Source organism: Mesorhizobium sp. Mes31, assembly GCF_024519675.1.
In the GTDB taxonomy this organism is placed as follows: domain Bacteria; phylum Pseudomonadota; class Alphaproteobacteria; order Rhizobiales; family Rhizobiaceae; genus Mesorhizobium.
In genome coordinates this window covers 86,566-106,730 of sequence record NZ_JALJRL010000020.1, presented here as the reverse complement: position 1 = coordinate 106,730, position 20,165 = coordinate 86,566, and the positions used below count along the sequence as shown (strand labels likewise).

Sequence of the window (20,165 nt, the reverse complement as noted above, 5' to 3'; positions counted from 1 at the left end):
AAGAACTACTTCGAAAACGCCGGGTACGCTTCCGTCAAAACATGAAACGCTCTAGATAGCCTCCCGAACTGGTCAGCCAGTACGGCCATCACTGACGAAACGGCAGAGCCTCACCTCGGAAACAGGCTGGGCAGCGGCATGTGCGCCTTGACGATGGGAGACTTCAGCACCACGAAGCTGAAATACTTGTCGATGCCGATATCCATGTCGGTCAGGCGCTCCATGATCGTCTGGTACTCGGCGATGCCGGCGGTCACAAATTTCATCAGGTAGTCGTAGCCGCCCGAGACGAGGTGGCATTCGATGACCTGGTCGATCTTCTCCACCACGGCGAGAAAGCGGGCGAAGTCCACCTGGCGGTGGTTCTTCAAGGTGATTTCGGTGAACACGGTCAGCGTCTGGCCGAGCTTGCCGATATTGATCTGCGCGGAATAGCCTTCGATGTAGCCTTCCGACTGCAATTTCTTCACCCGCATCAGGCACGGGCTCGGCGACAGATGCACGAGATCAGCCAGTTCAACGTTGGTGATGCGGCCGTTCTTCTGCAATTCGTGCAGAATTTTGATGTCGATCCGATCCAGTTTCATGGCCGTCTCCGCAGAACACATGCCACAGCACAAAATGCTGCCGTACGAACATCCATTGACACTACCACAGCCCGCTGGCCTGTCCATGCAAGCCGACACCGCTTTGAAACGCAGTGGCTCCCGATTTTAACCGAGCTACCGGAATAAAATTCTGCTTCGGCCGCAACTGCGGCAGCGGCTGCCTGCGCAACGCGTTAAATTGGCGCTTCACGGTAGAGAGACAATGCGCGCGCCGCTGCAGCAAATCGAGACATCTGGCGAACTGCCACAGACCGCGGACGCGGTGGTGATCGGCGGCGGCATCGTCGGTGTTTTCGCGGCCTACTATCTGGCCAGGCGCGGCATGAAGGTCGCGCTTGTCGAAAAGGGACGCATCGGCGCCGAGCAGTCCTCGAGGAACTGGGGGTGGTGCCGCCAGCAGAATCGCGACGCCCGCGAGCTGCCGATGGCGACCCGAAGCCTCGATCTTTGGGACAGCTTTGCGGCTGAAACCGCCGAAGACACCGGCTTTCGCCGCTGCGGCCTGCTCTATCTGAGCAACGACGAGGCGGAACTGGCCGGCTGGGCACGCTGGCGTGACTTCGCCAGAACGGCCGGCGTCACCACGCACATGCTCGACGGCGCCGAGGCCAGCGAGCGAGGCCGCGCCACGGGTCGGACATGGAAGGGCGGTGTCTTCTCGCCGACCGACGGCACCGCCGATCCGTCGCGGGCCGCGCCCTCGGTCGCCCGCGCCATCCTCGATCTCGGTGGTTCCGTGCACCAGAATTGCGCCGCGCGCGGTATCGAGACGGAAGGAGGGCGCCTGAGCGGCGTGGTCACGGAAAGCGGCACGATCCGGACGAAGATGGCAGTCCTGGCCGGAGGCGCCTGGGCCTCCTCCTTTTGCCACCAGTTCGGGTTTCGCTTTCCGCAGGCGTCGATCCGCTCTTCCATCCTGTCGGTATCGCCCGGTGCGAATGGCCTGCCGGATGCGCTGCACACGGCAAGGATCTCCGCCACGCGTCGCAGCGATGGCGGCTACACGCTGGCCATAAGCGGACGCGGCCGCGTGGACATGACGCCGCAACAGCTTCGCTTCTCCCCGCAGTTCCTGCCCATGTTCCTGAAACGGTGGCGCAGCCTCGCGCCCGGCGGCCTGCAGGGCATGCGCTCCGGACACGAAACGCTCCGACGCTGGCGGCTCGACCAGCCGACGCCGATGGAGCGGATGCGCATCCTCGATCCGGCTCCTGATCGTGCGACCATCCGCCTGACCCACGCTCGGGCGCTCGAGCTGCTGCCGGCACTGCGCCAGACCAGGATCAGCGCGGCCTGGGCCGGCTACATCGACAGCACACCGGATGGTGTGCCCGCCATCGGCGAGATTGATGCCGTTCCGGGATTCTTCCTGGCCGCCGGGTTTTCGGGACACGGGTTTGGCATCGGACCCGGCGCCGGGCACCTCGTCGCCGATCTGATGAGTGGCTCCAAACCGATCGTCGATCCGCAATCCTATGATCCTCGGCGCTTCGACGCTTCGGCTTGGGGGAAGGTAGCCGACTTCTGATCCAAAGCTCCACATATTCCGACACCCTCGGGAGATCGCCTGTGAAACCGCATCAAGCGTCCCGCAGAAAGGCGCCGATAGGGGCTGGCCGGACGGGCGCCTGCGCGCGAAATCGGCCGACGGCGCCGGGTGTGCAACCGGCCTGCCCAGCCACAAGTTCGACCGCAGCCAACTGACAATAGCGCCCCTGGCAGCGGCCCATGCCGACGCGTGAGAGCGCTTTCACCCTGTTGGCCTCGCCGCCGCCGAAATCCGCGCCCTCACCTATGGATCCTGCGGTCACATTCTCGCAGCGACAGACGACCGCGTCGTCGGGGAGTGCCCGCACCATCGCAGCCGGCCAGGGAAAAGCGCAAGCCAGGCCGCGGGCGAAGCGTTCGAGCCGCGCAAGCTTGCGCAGATAGGCGCCGGTGGAGGGCGCCGGACGTCCGAGATCGGCAAGGCATGCCGCCGCAGCGAGACACCCAGCGATCTCCGCGCCGTCCGCTCCCAGAAGACGAACCCCATCACCCGCAAGATAGACGCCGTTGCCGGCCCGACCCATCCGGTCGGTCTTCGGCAGCCATTGCCGCCACTGCTCGTCATAGGTGAAGTCGCATCCCGCGAGGTCGGCCAGATGCGTCTCCGCCCTCAGGTGCCAGCCCATGCCGATCATATCACATTCAGTGAGGCGTTCCCGGCCGCCGGCGTCGCGCCAGTGCATCGCTGTGACACCCGTCCCGTCGGCCTCGATCCGCTCGAGCGCAACGCCCGCATGATAGCGGCCGCCGAGCCGCGCCCGCAGGACCAGGCCGCGCATCGCGACGAACGGCCGGGCCGCAAGCTTCCAGAGCCCTCGCATCTGCTGATGCCAGGGAGAAGTGTCCAGCACCGCCGCCACATCCGCTCCAGCCTTTACAAGTTGGGCGCCGACCAGCGTGAGCAAAGGCCCAGATCCGATGAGGACGATCCGCCGCCCCAGCGCCACGCCTTGCGCCTTGAGCGCGATCTGCGCCGCGCCAAGACTATAGACCCCGGCATTCTGCCAGCCAGGGACCGGCGCGACACGGTCGGACGCGCCGGTCGCAAGGATCAGGCGATCGTAGCTGATCACCTGCACGCCACTCTCCCCCAGCACGTGCAGCCGACCTTCATGCACTGCGATGACCGAACTCGCCGCACAATGGGTAAGACGCCCCTCTTCGGCCAGCCGATCGAAGAGCGCATGCAGTGCGCCCGCCTTCGCCGCCTCCGGCCCGTAGAGCTGCTTTGCGGTGCGGGTGAACCCGGCCGGTGGGCGGCGATAGATCTGGCCACCTGCGCGCTGCCCTTCGTCGATCACCACCGGATGGAGCCCGGCCTCAACCAGCGTAGCCGCCGCCCTTATGCCGGCTGGACCGGCGCCCACGATCATGATCCGCGGCGACAAGGCCTGGCTCACGGCCAGTTCTCCGGTGGTGTCGTGCGCAACCGCATGCCTTCAGTGATCAGGGCCGAGCACGCCCGGATGCGCGGTCCCTCCTCCTGCCACACCCAGCAATCCTGGCAGGCTCCCATCAGGCAGAACCCGGCTCGCGGCTCGGGTCCGAACTCGGACTTTCGCAACGCGTGCCCTGATGCCAGCATGGCGGTCAGCACCGTGTCGCCCGCAAGCGCGCCACACATCTGCCCATCGAGAGAGAAATGCACCGCTGCCCGGTCGCTCTCTGCCAGCCGGACGACGCGGCCAGCCGTGATCATTCCGCCGCCTCTCGCACCGGGCCAGGACGAGGCAGTTCTGGGAACCGTTCGCAGACAGCATCGAACGCAGCCTGGACGCCATCCGCCCCCGAGCGCCCCTTCATGCGACGGAAGATTTCCGTCTTGGTGAAGAACCGCCAGTGGATCGGCAAGTCCCTTAGTATGGCCGTGAGACGGTCATAGGCGGCTGGCGTCCACTGCGCTTCGTAGCCTTCGCGCTCCGGACCGAAATGAAAATGGCCGCCGGCCGGCACTTGCCGCTCGCGCAGCCCTTCCGTCGCCTGTTCGTCGACCTGGCCGCCGCGGATGACGACCCCATAGTCGCGTTCGGCCGCAGCCAGCGAGACATAGCCGCGCCGCACATCCTGCGCGACCCGCCAGGGTTCGCGTTGATGCGGATCGCCGCGCCCGCCACCTCCGGCGGAGCGGATCTCGAGCACGTCGCCGGGCTGCAGCACAGTGGTGTCAACGTTGCCCAGCCGCCGCTCGTGCTCGGTCGCCGGATTGACGACCATGTCCGACAGGCCGGCCGCCTTGCCGCCCAGCACGCCCCAGGGACGAAAGAAGCTGCGGTCGCGGTTGCGCGCCGTGATCCTGGAATCAGGGGCAAAGACTCGGAACGCCATCTCGGTCGCCAGTCCGCCGCGCCAGCGACCCGCCCCGCCGCTGTCCTTGGCGAGCCCGTATTTCACGAATTCGACCGGGGTCTCGGTCTCGGTGATCTCGATCGGCGTGTTCTTGAGATAGGCGGCATCCGCGCCCGATCCGTTGGTCCCGTCACGATGCGGCATCGCCCCGCCGCCACCGACCACGGGATTCACCGCTGTGATGACGGTCCGGCTGCTCCGCTCGTCCGTGGTCATGACGTTGACGATGCAGTTGTTGCCGGCCGGAGCCGCGGGCAGGCGCTCCGGCACTGCTTGCGAGAAGGCGCCGAAGATCACCGACCGCAACCGGGCGCAGGTGAGCGAGCGCATGCCCACGGCGGCGGGGTGTACCGGGTTCAGCACCGAACCCCGAGGGGTGATGCAGGTGAACGGCCGGGTAAGGCCGGTGTTGAGCAGGATCTTCGGGTTCAGCGTGTAGAGCACGTAGTAGACCCCCACCAGCAGCATGGTGTGTCGCGGGTCGCCGCCCGAAGGAACGTTGAGCGAGGAGCCGAGTTGCGGATCTGAGCCGGTGAAGTCCAGCACCGCCTCCTCGCCCTTGATCGTCAGCGTGAGCTTCAGCCGGCAGGGATTGGCCTCGACCGAATCCTCGTCGGCATAGTCGCAGAATTCCCATCTGCCGTCGGGCATGGAGCGCAGCACGTCGCGCGCCTGTGCCTCGGCATGGTCGAGAAGCGCGGAAACGCCCTCGATGAAACCGGCCTTGCCGAACTTCCTCACCATTGCCTGGACCTTGCGCTCACCGGTGTTGAGCGCGCCGACCAGCGCCTTGATGTCGCCGATGTTGAGGTCGGGCTTGCGCACATTGGTGCTCATGATCCGCAGGATCGTCTCATCCAGCACGCCTTCCCTCACCAGCTTCATCGGGGGAAAGCGGATGCCTTCCTGATGGATTTCGGTCAGCGCCCGGCTGAGCGAAGCCGGCACGGCCCCGCCCATGTCGGTGTTGTGGATGTGCCCGCCAGTCCAGGCGACGATCTCGCCATCGACAAAGACCGGCTTCCACAGATGCGTGTCGGGTGCGTGCGTGGCAACGTGGCCGGAATAGGGATCGTTGGTGAAGGCAATGTCTCCCGGCCGGTAGTCGTCGACCATCGCGATGGCGCGGTGATACGAAAGCCCCGGATACCAGGTGGCGCCGAGTTCCATCGGCACGGCGAAGGTCGCGCCTGAACGGTCCATCAGCATCACGGTGAAGTCCTGCGTCTCCTTGACGAAGGCGGAGTGCGCGGTGCGGTGCAGCGTGTGGGCCATGTTCTCGGCGGCCGCGCGGGCATGATTAGCCAGAACCTGAAGGTTTGTGCGGTCAAACAAGGCATCACTCCGGGAAGGTCAGCAGAAGGTTGAGATGGCGGTCGACCCGTGCCTGCGCTCCAGCGGGAATGGCGAAGGTGGTGTCTTCCTGAACGACCACGGCGGGCCCGTGGAACGTACTGCCGGGTACGAGCGTCTGCCGGTCGTGAAGGTCGACGGTTTCGACGCTCAGGCCCGTATAGACCGGGAGCCGGCGCGCCGGAATGGCCGGGACATCGATCTCGTCGATCTCCGGGAAGGAGAGTTTCGGCCCCGCGCCTACAGCCGATAGCCGAACATTCACAAGCTCGACCGCACCGTCCGCGTCGTGGAAATCGTAGAGCCGCTCATGGGTAAGATGGAAGGCCTGCTCGATGGCAGCCACATTGCCGTCCGTCAGCCATTCCGGAAGAAGGACGACCTCGATTTCATAACTCTGCCCGATATAACGCATGTCGCAGGAGAGATTGAGTTCCGCCGCCGCATCGTGCCCCTGCGCCGCAAGCCAGTCGCGGCCCTCACGCGCGAGCGCCTCGAAGGCGTCGCGAATTGCGAGGTGCGTCGCGCCCGTCAGCGGGCTGAAGATGGTGCGAATAAAGTCCCCGCGCAGGTCCGCCACCAGTCCGCCCAGCGCCGACACCACGCCGGGACGGCGCGGCGCCATGACACGCTTCATCCCGAGTTCGCGGGCAAGGAAAGCGCCGAGCATCGGGCCGCCGCCGCCGAAAGGCATCAGCGTGAAATCGCGCAAGTCCACGCCGGCGCGTGAGGCAAGTTTCTCAACCTCGACGAACATCTCCGACACCGCGATGTCGAGGATCGCCTGCGCGGTCTGCTCGATGGGACGGCCGAGCCGGGCGGCAAGCTCGCCGACGGCGCGATGCGCCAGGCCGGTATCGATCCGCAACTGGCCATAGGCCATTTCACTGTGGCCGAGCCATCCGCACACCACCATGGCATCCGTCACCGTCGCCCGCTCGCCACCTCTGCCGTAGCACGCCGGGCCTGGCGTCGAACCGGCCGACTCCGGCCCGACCCGCAGCACCCCTTGCGCATCGACACTGGCGATCGAGCCGCCGCCGACACCGATCGAGCTCACCGATACGGAGGGGATATGGAGCGGAAATTCCCCGATCAGTTCGCCGGTGCCGAACTGTGCCTCGCCGCCGATGATAAGCGCGAAGTCGGCCGAGGTGCCGCCGATGTCGAGGGTAAGAACCTTGTCTTCGCCTGCCTGACGCGCCAGCCACGAGGCGCCGATGACGCCGGAGGCCGTTCCCGACAGCAGCATGTTGACGCAGGCGCGCTTGCCTTCTGCAGCGTTCATCAGCCCGCCGTTTGACTTCGTCAGCATGGGGCGGGCCGGCACGCCGTGGTCTTTCAGCCGCTCTTCCAGTGCCGTCAGATAGCCCGAGACGCGCGGATGGACATAGCCATTGAGGATGGCGGTCGAGCTGCGCTCGTATTCGCGGATGACCGGCCAGACCTCGGCCGAGGAGAAGATGAAGAGATCGGGCGCAAGACGCGCGATCGTCGCCTTCACGGAAGCCTCCTGCGCGGCATTGCGCCAGGAATGGAGGAAGGACACGATGATCCCTTGCGCCCCGTTCGCTTTCGCCACTGCCACCGCCCTTTCCACCACCGCCATGTCCGGCGCCTGGGATTCGCTCCCATCGGCGCGCATGCGCGCCGGAATGCCGAAAACCATGTCGCGCGAGATCAGCGGGTCCGGCCGCGAGCAGAACAGCGAATACATGTCCGGCATGCGAAGCCGCGCCAGTTCGATGACGTCCTCGAAGCCGGCATTGGTGAACAGCGCGAGCGCTGCGCCTTTGCGCTGGATGATCGTGTTGATGCCAACGGTCGTGCCGTGCACGAAGCGCGTCATACGGGTAGGATCCAAGCCTTCGCGTTCAGCAAGAAGCCTGAGACCCGTCATCAGCTCGGCGCCCGGATCCTCCGGCGTCGTCAGCACTTTCAGCGAGGCTACCCGTCCGGAACGGGCTTCCAGCGCGCAGAAATCGATGAATGTCCCGCCGATATCGACGCCGACCTTCCAGTCGGTTTCGTTTTGCGCCTCATCCGCCGCGCAAGCGATGGCACCGTCCATGACGCGTCCCTTCCTGTCTGCCTGCCGGAAGCTGGCATGGCCGGGTGGCAGCGGTCCAAGACGTATGATGGGCAAGGATATAAGTCTTGCTTATGCCTTTGCCCTGTCACCGCCCAGCACGGCGGAACAGGCCGCACGGATCTGGTCGCGCATCATCTCATCGGCCCGCGAAAGGGCCCGTGTGCGCGAGGTCAGCAGCGCGATCGGAAATTCCGGCCCCGCTGCGAGCGGCCTGACGGCAAGTCCGGCAAACTGGTGCCATGGCAGCAGCGCGTCGACCAAGGCGATGCCCAGACCGGCCTGGACAAAACCGACCGCGGAGATCGACACGTCGATCTCGAGCGATGGCGAAAGCGTCACGCCTTGCGCGCGCGCAGCATGGGCCAATTCGTCGGCGGGGCGGGTGTTTCCGCGATAGGATATCAATTCTTCGCCGACGAGATCGGCGAGCGTCAGCTGGGTCTTCCCGGCCAACGCGTGCCCGGCGGGCAGCAGGCATGCGAAGCCGACACTGCCGATCACCTCCGCCTCGATATCCGGAGGGAGCCGGTCGTCCATGGCCACGCCGAGGCTGGCGTCGCCCGCTCGCAGCATGTCGACGATCGCGGCGATCGGCGCGCTATGAGCACGCAACATGATGTTGGGATGCTGGGCCCGGAATTTGGTGAACGCACGCGGCAAGATAGCCATGGCTGGCGGCGGTGAGGCAGCGACCCGCACCAGTCCTGCCCGACCAAGGCGTAGATCGGTGGTCTTGCGGCGCAAGCCTTCAAGCCCCGCCGACAACCTCTCGGCATCGGCGAAAATCTCGAGCGCCTCCGGGGTCGGCCGCAGCCGGCCCTTGACGCGCTCGAACAACGTGAAGCCGAGTTCGTCCTCGGTGTGGATCACGATCTGGCTCAAAGCGGGCTGGGAGATGTTCAGCATCCGGGCCGCGCCAGTCACGGTGCCCGCGCGCATGACGGCGATGAACACTTCGAGTTGCCGGGCCCGCATTGCCACTCCATAGGTAAAGCTTATGGCTCTTGTCCAAACCCATCTTTGACGCAATGCCACGGCGCCGACAAGATTGGTCAAGGATTCACTGCAAGAGGGCGCCATGGATGTGATCGTTCTGGGCGGCGGACTGATGGGAACGGCTTCGGCCTATTTCCTGGCCCGGCGCGGCGCGCGCGTGACGTTGATCGAGCGCAACCGGATCGGTGCTGGAGCCACGGTTGCCTCCTTCGGCAACATCCGGCGTACGGGGCGTCATCTGTCCCAGCTTCCGCTGGCCCATCGCTCGCTCAGGCTATGGGGCGAGGCCGAAAAAATGCTCGGCCGCGACGTGGAATTCCGTGCCACCGGCCATCTCAGGCTGATCTTCGATGAAGGAAGCCTTGCCGACATGCAGGCCTATGCTGGTGCAGCGTGGCCTTGGGGGCTCGAGCTGGAAGAACTCGGCCCGCGTGAGATCCGCTCCCGGTTTCCCGGCCTCGGCCCCGAAGCGATCGCCGCGTCGTTCTCTCCGCAGGATGGCAGCGGAAATCCGCGGCTGATCGCGCCCGCCTTTGCCGAGGCAGCCCGCAAACTGGGGGCGCAAATCATCGAGGGAGCCGAGGTCGAGAAGATCACTCACACGGGCTCCGGTTTCCTTGTCGCCAGTTCGCAAGGTGCATTCGCCGCCGACTGCTTGCTCAACACCGCCGGAGCCTGGGGCGCGCGCATCGCCGCGCAGTTCGGCGAAGAGGTACCGCTCGACGCCCGCGGCCCGCAGATGGGCGTAACCGAGCCGCTGCCGCATCGGATCCTGCCCGTGGTGGGCATCTGGACACGCTACAAGGACCACGGCGCCTACCTGCGTCAGGTCGAGCGGGGCAACATCGTCTTCGGCGGTGCGGCCGAAAGAGTAGCGGTGGAGCTCGATCCAGGCCACGCGGCCGCCAACCCCATGCGCCTGCCGACGCAGTTGCGCGCCGTCGCGCGACTGCTGCCGGCGATCGCCCAGGCTACGGTCATCCGCACCTGGTCCGGCTGCGAGGGCTATGTCAGGGACATGCTGCCGGTCATGGGACGCTCGGCGACGACGCCAGGCCTGTTCCACGCCTTCGGCTTCAGCGGACACGGCTTCCAGCTCGGTCCGGGCGTGGGCGACGCCATGGCCGAACTCATCACGACCGACCGTTGCGAAACGCCGCTCGACGATTTCAGGGTCGATCGCTTCAGCCGCACTGCCTGAAGGAGCAACTTCCGACATCCGCGCAACGATGGCTCCTTTGGCCGCGAAAGGCAGGGGATCACTCTCGCATGAGCCTTCGAGCATGACGGTCTCAAGCGAGCGGGCCGATCTAGGCACGAAGATTTGTCGATGATCTTGGCCACCAGCGGCCAGTCCTCGCACCGGAGGGCGTGCACGACCGAAGTCAGAATCCGCCTAATTGCACTTCGTTGCCGCCGATCACCGCATGCATCGCTGGAAGGTCTTTCGACGCCGGTGTTGAGTTACGTGTGACGGGTGCCATCAACGAGACGGAGAAAATTGACGAAAGGGCCCAAAACCATTTCACCTAAGAGGCAGAGACTTACCCGACAACGCTCAATTAAAACTCAAATGAGCGGAAGACATTGATTTATAATAAGTTGGTGGGCCCGGAGGGTCACCGTTTTCCACACAAAATCAATACGTTAGCGGATGGTTCGCCAACCCGTTTCCTTCGTATTCTCTCGTATGGTCTGGCGAACCTAAGGATCAGGAGGAGGACTAGTTTCCATGCACGCGGTGTCTCTTTCATCCCACAAAAAGGGTCGATGAACCCTGTTGACCATAAGGGTGCGAGCGTGGCTGTTTTTGGGCCGCAGAACGAACCCGCTGCGCGGGATGGGTCGCGTGGGGTGAGGTATAGATCACGAACCGGACGTCGCGCTCACATTGAGGGTGGTTCGGCAGCGGCAGAGCATCACGGGCTTCTTCAACAAGGAGCCTGACCATGCCCTATCCTATTCTTGATGCACCTATCAGTCCACTTCGTCAGCGGTGCCCAGTGGACGAGCGAGATATGTAGCGACCTTTCTGGTTGCGAAAACCGCTAGAAACGCGAAGCCTGTCCTCAGCAAAAACCTAGAGCAGACCCGCGGTTAGCCACGCTCGCGATACGCCAATATGCAAACGTCCGGTTTTGGCAGTTCGTGCGACGAGTTAAAGGCGCAACAGGTCGTTCGCCATTCGATGCGTCGGAGGACCCTGTGGTCGTCAAATCCGCCGCTCCGATGCCGCCGAAAAGAGGGATGCCTTGGCCATGTTGAAGCGGAGGCCGACGTCCGTTTGCATCGCCCGTGCTTCGTTCACACCAAGCCGAACACTGAAACGCTTGCCCAGGCATTCGAACCAGCCGAGCGCATCCGCGCCTAGCAGTTCGGTAAACGCAAGCGCTGCGGGAATACTTTCTGGCGCCCCCTGCCCCACCACGCTTATATCCTCGCTGCGGATGCCAAGCACCACATCGCGCTCTCGCGATGAATCCTCGAAACCGTAGGCTGACGTGTCGATCCCAATATCGCCAATCTGGAACCTGCCAGCGTGGTCCAGTCGACCTTGCAGAAAGTTCATCGCCGGCGAACCCACGAAGCCCGCGACGAACAGGCTCGCTGGCTTTTCGTAGATCGATTGCGGCTGGGCAAATTGCTCGACTTTGCCCTTGTGCATCACCGCGACACGATCGGCCATTGTCATGGCCTCGATCTGGTCATGCGTCACGTAGATCATTGTCGACTTAAGAGCCTCGTGCAACTGCTTGAGCTCAACGCGGGTCTCCGCGCGCAATTTCGCATCGAGGTTGGAAAGCGGCTCGTCGAACAGGCAAATGCTCGAGGATCGAACCAGAGCCCGGCCGATCGCCACGCGTTGGCGCTGGCCGCCGGACAGTTGGCTTGGCTTGCGGTCTAGAAGCGCTTCGATCTGCAGGAGCTTTGCCACCCAGGCAACCTTCTCTGTAATTGTCGTCTTGGGCCTGCCAGCGATCTCCATGCCGAAGGAGAGATTTCGCCGCACCGTCATTGCGGGAAAGAGCGCATATGACTGGAACACCATGGCAAGGCCGCGCTGGCTGGGGTCCAAGTCGCTGACATCGGTACCGTCGATAAAGATCTGGCCGGAGTCGCATTCGTCGAGGCCGGCGATCACGTTGAGAAGCGTCGACTTCCCGCAGCCGGACGGGCCGAGGATGACAACGAACTCGCCGGGTGCGATTTCCATATCGACCGAATTCAGAACGGTGAGGCCCGCGAAGGACTTCCTGATCTGGCGGACGGATACACTGGACATGTTCAGCCTTTCACCGCGCCAGCGGCAATGCCGCGCACGAAATAGCGACCCGAGAGGAAATAAACGAGCAGCGTCGGAATGGCGGTGATCAGGGCTGCTGCCATATTGACGTTCGGGAATGCGGCGCCACGTGAATTGTTGACGATATTCGTCAGCTGCACCGTCATCGGCATGCTGTCGTTGCCGGCAAAAATCAGACCGAGAAGGTAGTCGTTCCAAATGCCTGTGAACTGGAGAATGCCCACGACAACGAGGATGTTGGTCGAAATCGGCAGAATAATCGACCAGAAGGTCCTGAGAAATGTCGCGCCCTCCATGCGTGCGGCCCGGCTGATCTCATCCGGCACGCCGATGTAGAAATTGCGAAACAGCAGTGTGGTGTATGGCAGGCCGTAGATCACATGCACGAAGACGATGCCAGCGTAGGACCGAAACATGCCGACGTTGCTGAGGATCTTCACCGTCGGGTAGAGCATCGCCTGATAGGGTATGAAAAGTCCGACCGTCACCAGCAGCATGATCAAGTTCGCGTGCTTCGATTTCCATTGCGCCAGCGCATATCCATTCAATGCGCCGGTCAGCGTGGAGAGCACCACGGCGGGGACGGTGATCTTGATCGAGTTCCACAAACCCGGACGGACCCCTCCGCAGTCGAGACCGGAACATGCACTTTGCCACGCCGCGACCCAGGCGTCGAAATTCGGGTTGATCGGTAGCGCCAACAAATTGCCCTGACGGATTTCCTCCATCGGCTTCAGCGAATTGATGAGGACCAACAGAAGCGGCAACAGGAAGAAGATCGCCGAGACGACGAGGAATACGTACATGCCGATACGCGCGGCACGAGACCGGACACTGGAGTTGCGGGACGAGACAGCATAGCTCAAGTGCGCCTCCTGAACTCTGTGTAGAAGTAAGGCGCGAGCAGAACCAGAGACAGCACCAGCATCGTGATCGATGCAGCGGAAGCCAGGCCGAGATTAACGCGGGCGAAATAGAAATCGACGGCGAATTTTGCGGGCATTTCCGTCGAGATCCCGGGACCGCCCTTAGTCATAGCAATGATCAAGTCATAGCCGCGAATGACTTCCGACATCAGCAGCACAACGCAGGATGCCATGATCGGTCGCATGCCGGGAAAGATAACCTGCAGATAGGCGCGCCAAAGCGGTATGCCTTCCATGCGGATGGCTTTCCATAAATCGTTGTCGATGCCACGCAGACCAGCAAGCACGATGACCATCACAAGGCCGGCCGAATGCCAAATACTGGCAATGACCAGCGTATAGATTGCTCGGTCGGGATTGGTTAGCCAATCGAAGGTGAAGCTCTCCCAGCCGGCCTGGCGAACCAGCGCCTGCAGGCCGTTGACGGGCTCGAGTACCCAACGCCAGGAGAGGCCGGTGACGATCAGAGAGACTGCAAGCGGATAAAGGAAGATCGTTCGGAACAGGGATTCCGCCGCGATGCGACGGTCAGCAAACACAGCGAGCAGCATGCCGAAAGCAAGCGTACCGACGATATAAAGCACACCGAAGATCACCATGTTGAGGCATGAAACCAGCCAACGGTGGTTGGTGAACAACTTGATATATTGGTCAAACCCGATCAGCTGGTAGTTCGGCATCAGCGTCGAGCGCGTCAGCGACATATAGAAGGTCCAGAAGATCGAACCGTAGAAGACGATGGCGACCACAGCGAAGAACACTGCAACAGCAAAGTCGGGCCGATAGACTTGTCGCTGCAACCAGCTTGTCATCTCGCCTCCTGTCGTGGAGTGTGGAGCGCACGCATCGCATTCATCCCGCATTGATCTTGAATCGAAGTCTTTGTCGCGCTGCCTGCTCCGGCCCGATCTGGCAACCATCAAAGCCGGGCAGGCTTATCGCCACACCCGGCCGAGATCATAGTATTACTCGCTCTGCAGAATAGCCGTCAGGCGCTCGACCGCGGCTTCGCTGGTCATAGATGGATCGGTCCAGAACTGCGTTGCCAGATCAGTCATCTGGCCATTCAGGTCGCCCGGCAGCGCGTCATAGGTTCCCGAAACCGCTACGCCCGGTGTGGCCAACGCCTTCACGCCCTTGGCGGCGCAGACATCCAGCGTGCTGGTGTCAACGTCGGAGCGGGACGGAACAGAGCCCTTGACGGCGGCGATCTTGGCCTCGATCGCCGGATCCATCACGGTCTCCGCCAGCATGGCCTGGCCCTTGATGCGATCCTCGTCCGAGTTGAGCGGGAAGGCGAAGATGTCGACGATGATAGCGTAGGCGGGTTTGTCGGTCGGCACGAGGAGACAGCCAAAATCCTTGCCGGCCACCTGGTTGGCGGCCAGGAATTCGCCACGCGCCCAATCACCCATGAACTGCATGCCCGCCTTGCCGGTGACCACCATATTAGTGGTGTCGTTCCACGAGCGTCCGGCGCTGGCCGGGTCGGCATAGGTCGAGACCTTACGGTATAGCTCGAAGGCCTTTGGGATGATTGGCGACTTCATGGCTTCAGGATCGCGCTTGACGAACAGCTCGTTCCAGTATTCGGGGCCACCTAGCGCGAGGATGAAGTTGGTAAGGATGGTGACCTCCTGCCAAGGCTCGCCGCCCACGGCAAAGGCTGTATGTCCGGCGGTCTTGAGCTTGTCTGCGGCCGCGAACATCTCGTCGAGAGACTTGGGCTCTTCGATCTTCAACTCGTCGAAAAGCGGCTTGGAGTACCAGATCCAGTTGTCGGCATGGATACCGACCGGCAGGCCAACCAGATGGCCGTCAACGTTGAGTTTGTCCCAGACCAGCGGCGGCATCACCTTCTGCCATCCATCTGCTGCGGCCATATCGTCGAAGTTCCGCAACTGGCCCGACTTGGCAAGATCGCGCATCGCTGCACTCGGCGTCATCAGCACGGCTGAGGCGGGTTCGCCGCCAGCAATACGGCTGGTGGCCGCTGCGAGCGTCGAGTCAAAATCGGCAGACGGGCTGTCAATCCACTTGCCGCCCTTGGCCTTGTAAGCGTCGGCGATGGTATTCATCGCCTTGGATTCACTGGCGCTGGTCCAATATTGCTGGACATCGACTGTCTGGGCGTAGGCGGAAGTGGAGGCCGCAAGCAAGCCAAGAAGCGCCATCGTGGATGAAAGATATCGGAAATTCATATCAATTCTCGCTTTCCCTGGTGTTGTTGTTGATTGTAAATTTCAAACTTTCCTGGACCCGGCCCAATATACGACAGGCGTGGGGAGCCAATGACTGCCCCCGTGTATTGGGTCATGCAGCCTTGCTGATCGTCACTCCCATTTCCTTGTTCAAACCGTCGAGGAATTCCGCCATGTCCACCTTGGAGATCTTGTCTCCGGCAACCCAAGCGACTGTGTTGTAGATCCCAAGAAAGGACCCCGCGCAGTACTCCATCATCTTCTCGGCCTTTTCGTCGTCGATATTCAATTGGTCCTTGAGAAAGGCGCCAAAACGCTTGCGAGCGAATTCCTGCTCAAGCACCATGAAGGGCTGGCTTTCGACATTGAGGATGGTCGAGGGCCGTGCTGCCGCATCCACGTCGAGGGTCTTTTCCAGCCGGATGTCGCGGGAGGATGCGCCGATCTCAATCGACAGCTTGCCCGCATCGAGCAGCCATTGGCCATGATCCGGGTCATAGTAACGGAGATCACGCGCCTCGATGACGATATCGACCCGCTTGGTCTCGCCTGGATCCAGGTTGACCTTGGCGAATCCCTTGAGTTCGCGCAGCGGCCGAATGAGGCGCGGCGCATGGACCCGGCAGTAGAGTTGGGCGATCTCCTTGCCGGCCACCCTGCCCGTGTTGGTGACATCGAACGACACCTTGATCGTGCTCGCCGCATCGATGCGATCCGCGTCGACCGAGATGTTCGAATACTCGAAGGTCGAATAACTCATGCCGAAACCGAAGGGGAACAGGGGCGCAAGCTTGCGCTTGTCGTAGGAGCGGTAGCCGACATGGATACCCTCGCTATAAACGTGCCGGTTGTTTTCGCCGGGATAGGTGAGGAAGCCAGGTGTGTCTTCGAGTTGGACAGGAAAGGTGACCGTCAGCTTGCCGGAGGGATTCTGCTTGCCAAACAGCACCTCGGCAACCGCGCGGCCTGCCCCCTGCCCGCCGAAGAACACTGCCAAAACAGCCGCTGCCTGGTCGATCCATGGCATCACCACTGCATCAGGCGTCGCGAGTATTACAGTGAACTCTGGGTTGCGCCTGGAGAGCGCGGCGATGAGTTCGTCCTGGTCATCGTTCAGGCCGAGATGCGTGCGGTCCGAACCTTCGCCATCGTAGCCGACTTCGGTGTTGCCGAAGAACAGCACGACATCGGCGGCATCAATATCCGCAAGAGCCGCCTGTTCGGTGTTGCCGCCTGCGGCGAAGTCACCGATCGTGTGATAGCTGACCGAAGCGCCTGCAGCGAGACGGCGGATTTCATCGAGCGGTATATCAACCTCGCTCGGCCGTGTCGTCGCACAGCCCGAGCCTTGGATGACAGGATCGGTTGCGGCGGCACCGACGATGGCAATCTTGCGGGTCGTTTCGGGGTTGATCGGCAGCAGTGTGTGCTCGTTCTTCAGCAACACAATGGATTCTGCTGCTATGCGCTGTGAAAGTGCGTGATGCTTTTTGTAATCGGCGATCGCGTTCGGCTTGATGCCGTTCCGGGCCTTGCGCACGAGCTTCAGTATGCGCAGGCAGGAGCGATCAAGGGCCTGCATCGGCATACGTCCGGCTTCGACCGCCTCGAGCAATTCCTGCTTGCGTGCGCCGCTTTCCGGCATGTCGAGATCGTTACCCGCGATCATCGAGGCAGGCCGATCCTTGATGCCGTGCCAGTCGGAAACGACAACGCCGTCATAGCCCCAATCGTCGCGCAAGATTTCCGTCAGCAGCCAGTGATTTTCCGCCGCCTGGACGTCGTTAAGCCGGTTGTAGGAGCTCATGACGGTCCAGGGATTGCTTTTACGGATCGCCCGCTCGAAGCCGGCCAGATAGATCTCGCGCAGCGCCCTCTCCTCGACCACCGAACTCATCGTTGTGCGCTGAACCTCGGAATTGTTGCAGGCGAAATGCTTGAGCGACGCACCTACGCCATTTTCCTGCAGGCCATCGATCACTGCTGCGGCGATCTCGCCGGTTAGCACCGGATCCTCCGAATAATACTCGTAGCTGCGGCCCGCGAGCGGCGTGCGGCGGATATTGATCCCCGGACCGAGAAGGATATTCACACCAAAGGCCTGGCACTCGGCGGCAAGTGCCTCTCCTAATTCATGGGCAAGTTGGACATCCCAGGAGCAGGCGAAGGAGGAACCATTTGGAAAGCAGGTGGCCGGACGGGTCGAACCAAAAGCACCTTCCACGCTGCGCGATACGTCAGCGTTGACCACGCTGAGGAACATCGAGAGTTGGCTGTCGCTGTCCTGCGCGCCGTCGATCTGCTCGATTGAATAACGCACGCCGTAGGTGCCGTCGGTCATGAGTACTTCTGGAATATTCAGTCGATAGTTCGCTGCCGTGCGCCAAAGGCCATGGCCGCTCACCATCCCGATCTTCTCCTCGAGGGTCATCTGACCGACGAGCGCAGCGAGTTCCTTGTCGGAGATATTCCACGTCATTGACATTCCATCCCACACTGTCTCAGCGAGTATCTGGCAGCCGCTAGGGGCTTCCTCGCCTGGAAGCCCTGCGGCCGCCTCGAAGAGTGACGAATTCATTGCACAGCAAAACTGCACCTTCTAGTCGCGAGAATTGCACTGGCGGTACGACAGTTTTTGATATTTATTGCAGTTGAAAGCAGGGAGAATGCGGATGAACATCGCCTATATCCGGTCCGATCCGTGCCTCGAAAAGCGCGATTGCGGCTTTCAAAGCAAGGCGCCAGCTGAGAGTTCGCACTGTCGGGTTTTTGTGCACGGCTATGCCGATGTCCCCTATCACTGGCATCGTGAAATGGAGATCCTCTTCGTGTTGCGCGGCAGCTTCCGGCTGGTGGTCGATGGGCAAGTTTGCGAGATGAGTGAGGGCGATGTGATCATCATCAATGCCGACGTTCCTCACAATTCCACGTCGATTTCGCGCGATGCCCTTATTTGTGGTGCGCACCTGGATGTCGCCCATTTCGAGCGTATGGGGTTGCCCGGCTTTGCCTCTCGCCAGTATCTCTGTCGGACATTTCTGCACAGCCGCCCCTTCATGAACAAGGTCGCTGCGATCAAAGCTTTCATGGCAAGACTCGCGCTGGATCAATTGAACCATCCCGAAGAGGGAATGGTACGCGAAACGATAGCCAATCTGCTCGCTTGCTACATCTACCGCTCAATGCGCCACGAAGAGACAGATTCCTCGACAGCTCAACTGCGTTCGGACAGCCGGGCGCGTATTCTGCGGATCATGGATACACTCAGCAGATGCGAAGACGTCCAACACCTGGGCGAGATCGCCGAAGCCGAGGGCCTAACACTCAGCCACCTCTCCCGTCTCTTCAAGCGCCATCTTGGCATCGGTTATCGCGACTATTCGCAGAACCTTAGGCTCGACAACGCCGCCGAGGAACTGCGGACAACAGACAGTACGATCGCCATGATCATGGAGCGTAACGGCTTCGGCAATCCGGCTGTTTTCTACAACAAATTCAGGTGTCGCTTCGGCTTTAGCCCAGCCGAATTCCGCCGCGGCAGCCGTCCGCTGAAGCCGCAAAGTGTATTGACCCATGAAGACGCGGCCGAAGCGCAGAAAATCCTTGCCTCTCACGCCACCGGCTTGGGCAAGGCAGCGGAACTTGCTGTTGGTCTCTGTGGAACAGGTCAAAAGCAGATAGTGCTCAGCGCTCCCCACAACGCAAGTGCAAACTGAACCATCGTTCTGCATCACTTTTTGCACTCATATTAGCTCGCAATAAACTTTGGATGATTTGTTGCTATCACGAAGGAGGAGCCACTTGCAGTGTTGGCGTTTGTGGGCGACGCAAGGGGTCGACAGTGGTATTTGCGACGGCAAATCTTGCCCCTGGTGCAGTCAGGCTCTCTCACGCTGCAGGCATGGCAGTCCCGCGTGAGTCACAAGGCGCTTATCGGAATCAGGATTGAATAATCCGGCGACCGACTTGGGTCGCTCCCGATCGGGTTACCCTGTCCTCAGCAACCGGGCGATGCACCACAGTCACCAGACGCGCCTGTGTCCAACGACGGGAATGGCGTTACGAAACTGCTGCGGATTCCTTCGCGCGCGGTGCGCTAAGGCCTTGGCGGGATTGCGATTCGTGGCGCATGAGAAAACGCTCTGTGGAGCGGATGATCGCAATCAACAACAGATTGATGACCAGATAGAGCAATCCAGCAATGGCGAAGATTTCGAAAATCGCGAAGGTCTGGCTCATGAGCCGCTTCGCATAGCCGGTGATTTCGAGCACTGTGATTGTCGACGCAAGGCTTGTACCCTTGACGACCAGAATTAGCTCGTTGCCATAGGCTGGCAGCGCCTGGCGGATTGCGAGCGGGAATTCGATGCGACGAAACCGCAGCATGCGCGACATGCCGCACGCCTGAGCCGCCTCGACGAGGCCGACAGGAACGGACATCAATCCGCCCCGTAGAATCTCGGATGTGTAAGCCGCCGTGTTGAGCGCGAGCGCCATCACGGCGCAGCGCGAGCCATCGCTGACCACCCACCACAGGGCCGCATTGTCCTTGATCAGGGACAGCTGACCGAGCCCATAGTAGAAAAGGAAAATCTGAACCAGCAGCGGCGTTCCGCGAAACACATTGCTGTAATATTTGGCGAAGCCTGACAGGAGGCGATTTGACGACAGTCTCATCAACGCCAATCCCAGGCCAAGATTGAAGCCGATCAGCACCGAAACGACGGTCAATAGCGCCGTCGTCCCCAGGCCTTTGAGCAGAACCGGAACCGCAAGCTGGATAAGGTCCAT

15 protein-coding genes are annotated in these 20,165 nt (G+C 61.9%); 3 read left to right on the top strand and 12 right to left on the bottom strand.

Going from position 1 to position 20,165, the window contains the following annotated elements; translation table 11 throughout:
• Positions 1-110 precede the first annotated feature (110 nt).
• Complete coding sequence (locus tag NR193_RS27155; RefSeq protein WP_256753778.1) at positions 111-587, bottom strand: Lrp/AsnC family transcriptional regulator; 477 nt, start codon at positions 585-587, stop codon at positions 111-113.
• Between the two features lie 223 nt (positions 588-810).
• On the opposite strand from NR193_RS27155, the gene NR193_RS27150 reads away from it, so the two are divergent.
• A complete protein-coding gene (locus tag NR193_RS27150; RefSeq protein ID WP_256753777.1) occupies positions 811-2,136 on the top strand; it encodes an FAD-binding oxidoreductase in 1,326 nt (441 codons plus the stop codon).
• 52 nt (positions 2,137-2,188) lie between these two features.
• Here NR193_RS27150 and NR193_RS27145 read toward each other — a convergent pair whose 3' ends face one another.
• The 5 genes from NR193_RS27145 to NR193_RS27125 all read right to left on the bottom strand — a co-directional run bounded on the left by NR193_RS27145 (position 2,189) and on the right by NR193_RS27125 (position 8,922).
• Positions 2,189-3,556 (bottom strand): FAD/NAD(P)-binding oxidoreductase, encoded by a 1,368-nt coding sequence (locus NR193_RS27145; RefSeq protein ID WP_256753776.1) that lies wholly within the window; start codon positions 3,554-3,556, stop codon positions 2,189-2,191.
• Positions 3,553-3,855, bottom strand: coding sequence for a (2Fe-2S)-binding protein (locus NR193_RS27140; protein WP_256753775.1), 303 nt, complete (start codon positions 3,853-3,855; stop codon positions 3,553-3,555). Before NR193_RS27140 ends, NR193_RS27145 begins: the two co-directional genes overlap by 4 nt.
• Positions 3,852-5,837 carry a hydantoinase B/oxoprolinase family protein gene (locus NR193_RS27135; protein WP_256753774.1) on the bottom strand — a complete coding sequence of 662 codons (1,986 nt, stop codon included), beginning with the start codon at positions 5,835-5,837 and terminating at the stop codon, positions 3,852-3,854. Before NR193_RS27135 ends, NR193_RS27140 begins: the two co-directional genes overlap by 4 nt.
• A gap of 4 nt (positions 5,838-5,841) precedes the next feature.
• The gene (locus NR193_RS27130; RefSeq protein WP_256753773.1) at positions 5,842-7,926 is read right to left on the bottom strand and encodes a hydantoinase/oxoprolinase family protein; all 2,085 of its coding nucleotides are present in this window, start codon (positions 7,924-7,926) and stop codon (positions 5,842-5,844) included.
• A 90-nt stretch (positions 7,927-8,016) separates the two neighbouring features.
• Complete coding sequence (locus tag NR193_RS27125) at positions 8,017-8,922, bottom strand: LysR family transcriptional regulator (RefSeq protein WP_256753786.1); 906 nt, start codon at positions 8,920-8,922, stop codon at positions 8,017-8,019.
• A 103-nt stretch (positions 8,923-9,025) separates the two neighbouring features.
• Between NR193_RS27125 and NR193_RS27120 the strand changes: the two genes are divergently transcribed.
• Positions 9,026-10,144 (top strand): FAD-binding oxidoreductase, encoded by a 1,119-nt coding sequence (locus NR193_RS27120; protein WP_256753772.1) that lies wholly within the window; start codon positions 9,026-9,028, stop codon positions 10,142-10,144.
• A 1,011-nt stretch (positions 10,145-11,155) separates the two neighbouring features.
• On the opposite strand, the gene NR193_RS27115 is transcribed toward NR193_RS27120, so the two are convergent.
• The 5 genes from NR193_RS27115 to NR193_RS27095 form a co-directional block, all read right to left on the bottom strand.
• The gene (locus NR193_RS27115) at positions 11,156-12,157 is read right to left on the bottom strand and encodes an ABC transporter ATP-binding protein (RefSeq protein ID WP_306280557.1); all 1,002 of its coding nucleotides are present in this window, start codon (positions 12,155-12,157) and stop codon (positions 11,156-11,158) included.
• A gap of 71 nt (positions 12,158-12,228) precedes the next feature.
• Positions 12,229-13,053 carry a carbohydrate ABC transporter permease gene (locus tag NR193_RS27110; protein WP_256753784.1) on the bottom strand — a complete coding sequence of 275 codons (825 nt, stop codon included), beginning with the start codon at positions 13,051-13,053 and terminating at the stop codon, positions 12,229-12,231.
• A 56-nt stretch (positions 13,054-13,109) separates the two neighbouring features.
• Positions 13,110-13,985, bottom strand: coding sequence for a carbohydrate ABC transporter permease (locus NR193_RS27105; RefSeq protein WP_256753771.1), 876 nt, complete (start codon positions 13,983-13,985; stop codon positions 13,110-13,112).
• Positions 13,986-14,138: 153 nt separating this feature from the next.
• Positions 14,139-15,374, bottom strand: coding sequence for an ABC transporter substrate-binding protein (locus NR193_RS27100; RefSeq protein WP_256753770.1), 1,236 nt, complete (start codon positions 15,372-15,374; stop codon positions 14,139-14,141).
• A gap of 112 nt (positions 15,375-15,486) precedes the next feature.
• Positions 15,487-17,853 carry a beta-glucosidase gene (locus NR193_RS27095; RefSeq protein ID WP_256753769.1) on the bottom strand — a complete coding sequence of 789 codons (2,367 nt, stop codon included), beginning with the start codon at positions 17,851-17,853 and terminating at the stop codon, positions 15,487-15,489.
• A gap of 193 nt (positions 17,854-18,046) precedes the next feature.
• Between NR193_RS27095 and NR193_RS27090 the strand changes: the two genes are divergently transcribed.
• Positions 18,047-19,090: an AraC family transcriptional regulator gene (locus tag NR193_RS27090; protein WP_256753768.1), complete on the top strand. Its 1,044-nt coding sequence runs from the start codon at positions 18,047-18,049 to the stop codon at positions 19,088-19,090.
• A 343-nt stretch (positions 19,091-19,433) separates the two neighbouring features.
• On the opposite strand, the gene NR193_RS27085 is transcribed toward NR193_RS27090, so the two are convergent.
• Positions 19,434-20,165: an ABC transporter permease gene (locus tag NR193_RS27085; RefSeq protein WP_256753767.1), complete on the bottom strand. Its 732-nt coding sequence runs from the start codon at positions 20,163-20,165 to the stop codon at positions 19,434-19,436.

Bases quoted from the DNA above. Each gene is read 5' to 3' on its own strand.
- NR193_RS27155 (WP_256753778.1), bottom strand. From the start codon at position 587: ATGAAACTGGATCGGATCGACATCAAAATTCTGCACGAATTGCAGAAG.
- NR193_RS27150 (WP_256753777.1), top strand. From the start codon at position 811: ATGCGCGCGCCGCTGCAGCAAATCGAGACATCTGGCGAACTGCCACAG.
- NR193_RS27140 (WP_256753775.1), bottom strand. From the start codon at position 3,855: ATGATCACGGCTGGCCGCGTCGTCCGGCTGGCAGAGAGCGACCGGGCA.
- NR193_RS27130 (WP_256753773.1), bottom strand. From the start codon at position 7,926: ATGGACGGTGCCATCGCTTGCGCGGCGGATGAGGCGCAAAACGAAACC.
- NR193_RS27125 (WP_256753786.1), bottom strand. From the start codon at position 8,922: ATGCGGGCCCGGCAACTCGAAGTGTTCATCGCCGTCATGCGCGCGGGC.
- NR193_RS27120 (WP_256753772.1), top strand. From the start codon at position 9,026: ATGGATGTGATCGTTCTGGGCGGCGGACTGATGGGAACGGCTTCGGCC.
- NR193_RS27115 (WP_306280557.1), bottom strand. From the start codon at position 12,157: ATGGAAATCGCACCCGGCGAGTTCGTTGTCATCCTCGGCCCGTCCGGC.
- NR193_RS27110 (WP_256753784.1), bottom strand. From the start codon at position 13,053: ATGTACGTATTCCTCGTCGTCTCGGCGATCTTCTTCCTGTTGCCGCTT.
- NR193_RS27105 (WP_256753771.1), bottom strand. From the start codon at position 13,985: ATGACAAGCTGGTTGCAGCGACAAGTCTATCGGCCCGACTTTGCTGTT.
- NR193_RS27100 (WP_256753770.1), bottom strand. From the start codon at position 15,374: ATGAATTTCCGATATCTTTCATCCACGATGGCGCTTCTTGGCTTGCTT.
- NR193_RS27095 (WP_256753769.1), bottom strand. From the start codon at position 17,853: ATGACGTGGAATATCTCCGACAAGGAACTCGCTGCGCTCGTCGGTCAG.
- NR193_RS27090 (WP_256753768.1), top strand. From the start codon at position 18,047: ATGAACATCGCCTATATCCGGTCCGATCCGTGCCTCGAAAAGCGCGAT.
- NR193_RS27085 (WP_256753767.1), bottom strand. From the start codon at position 20,165: ATGGACCTTATCCAGCTTGCGGTTCCGGTTCTGCTCAAAGGCCTGGGG.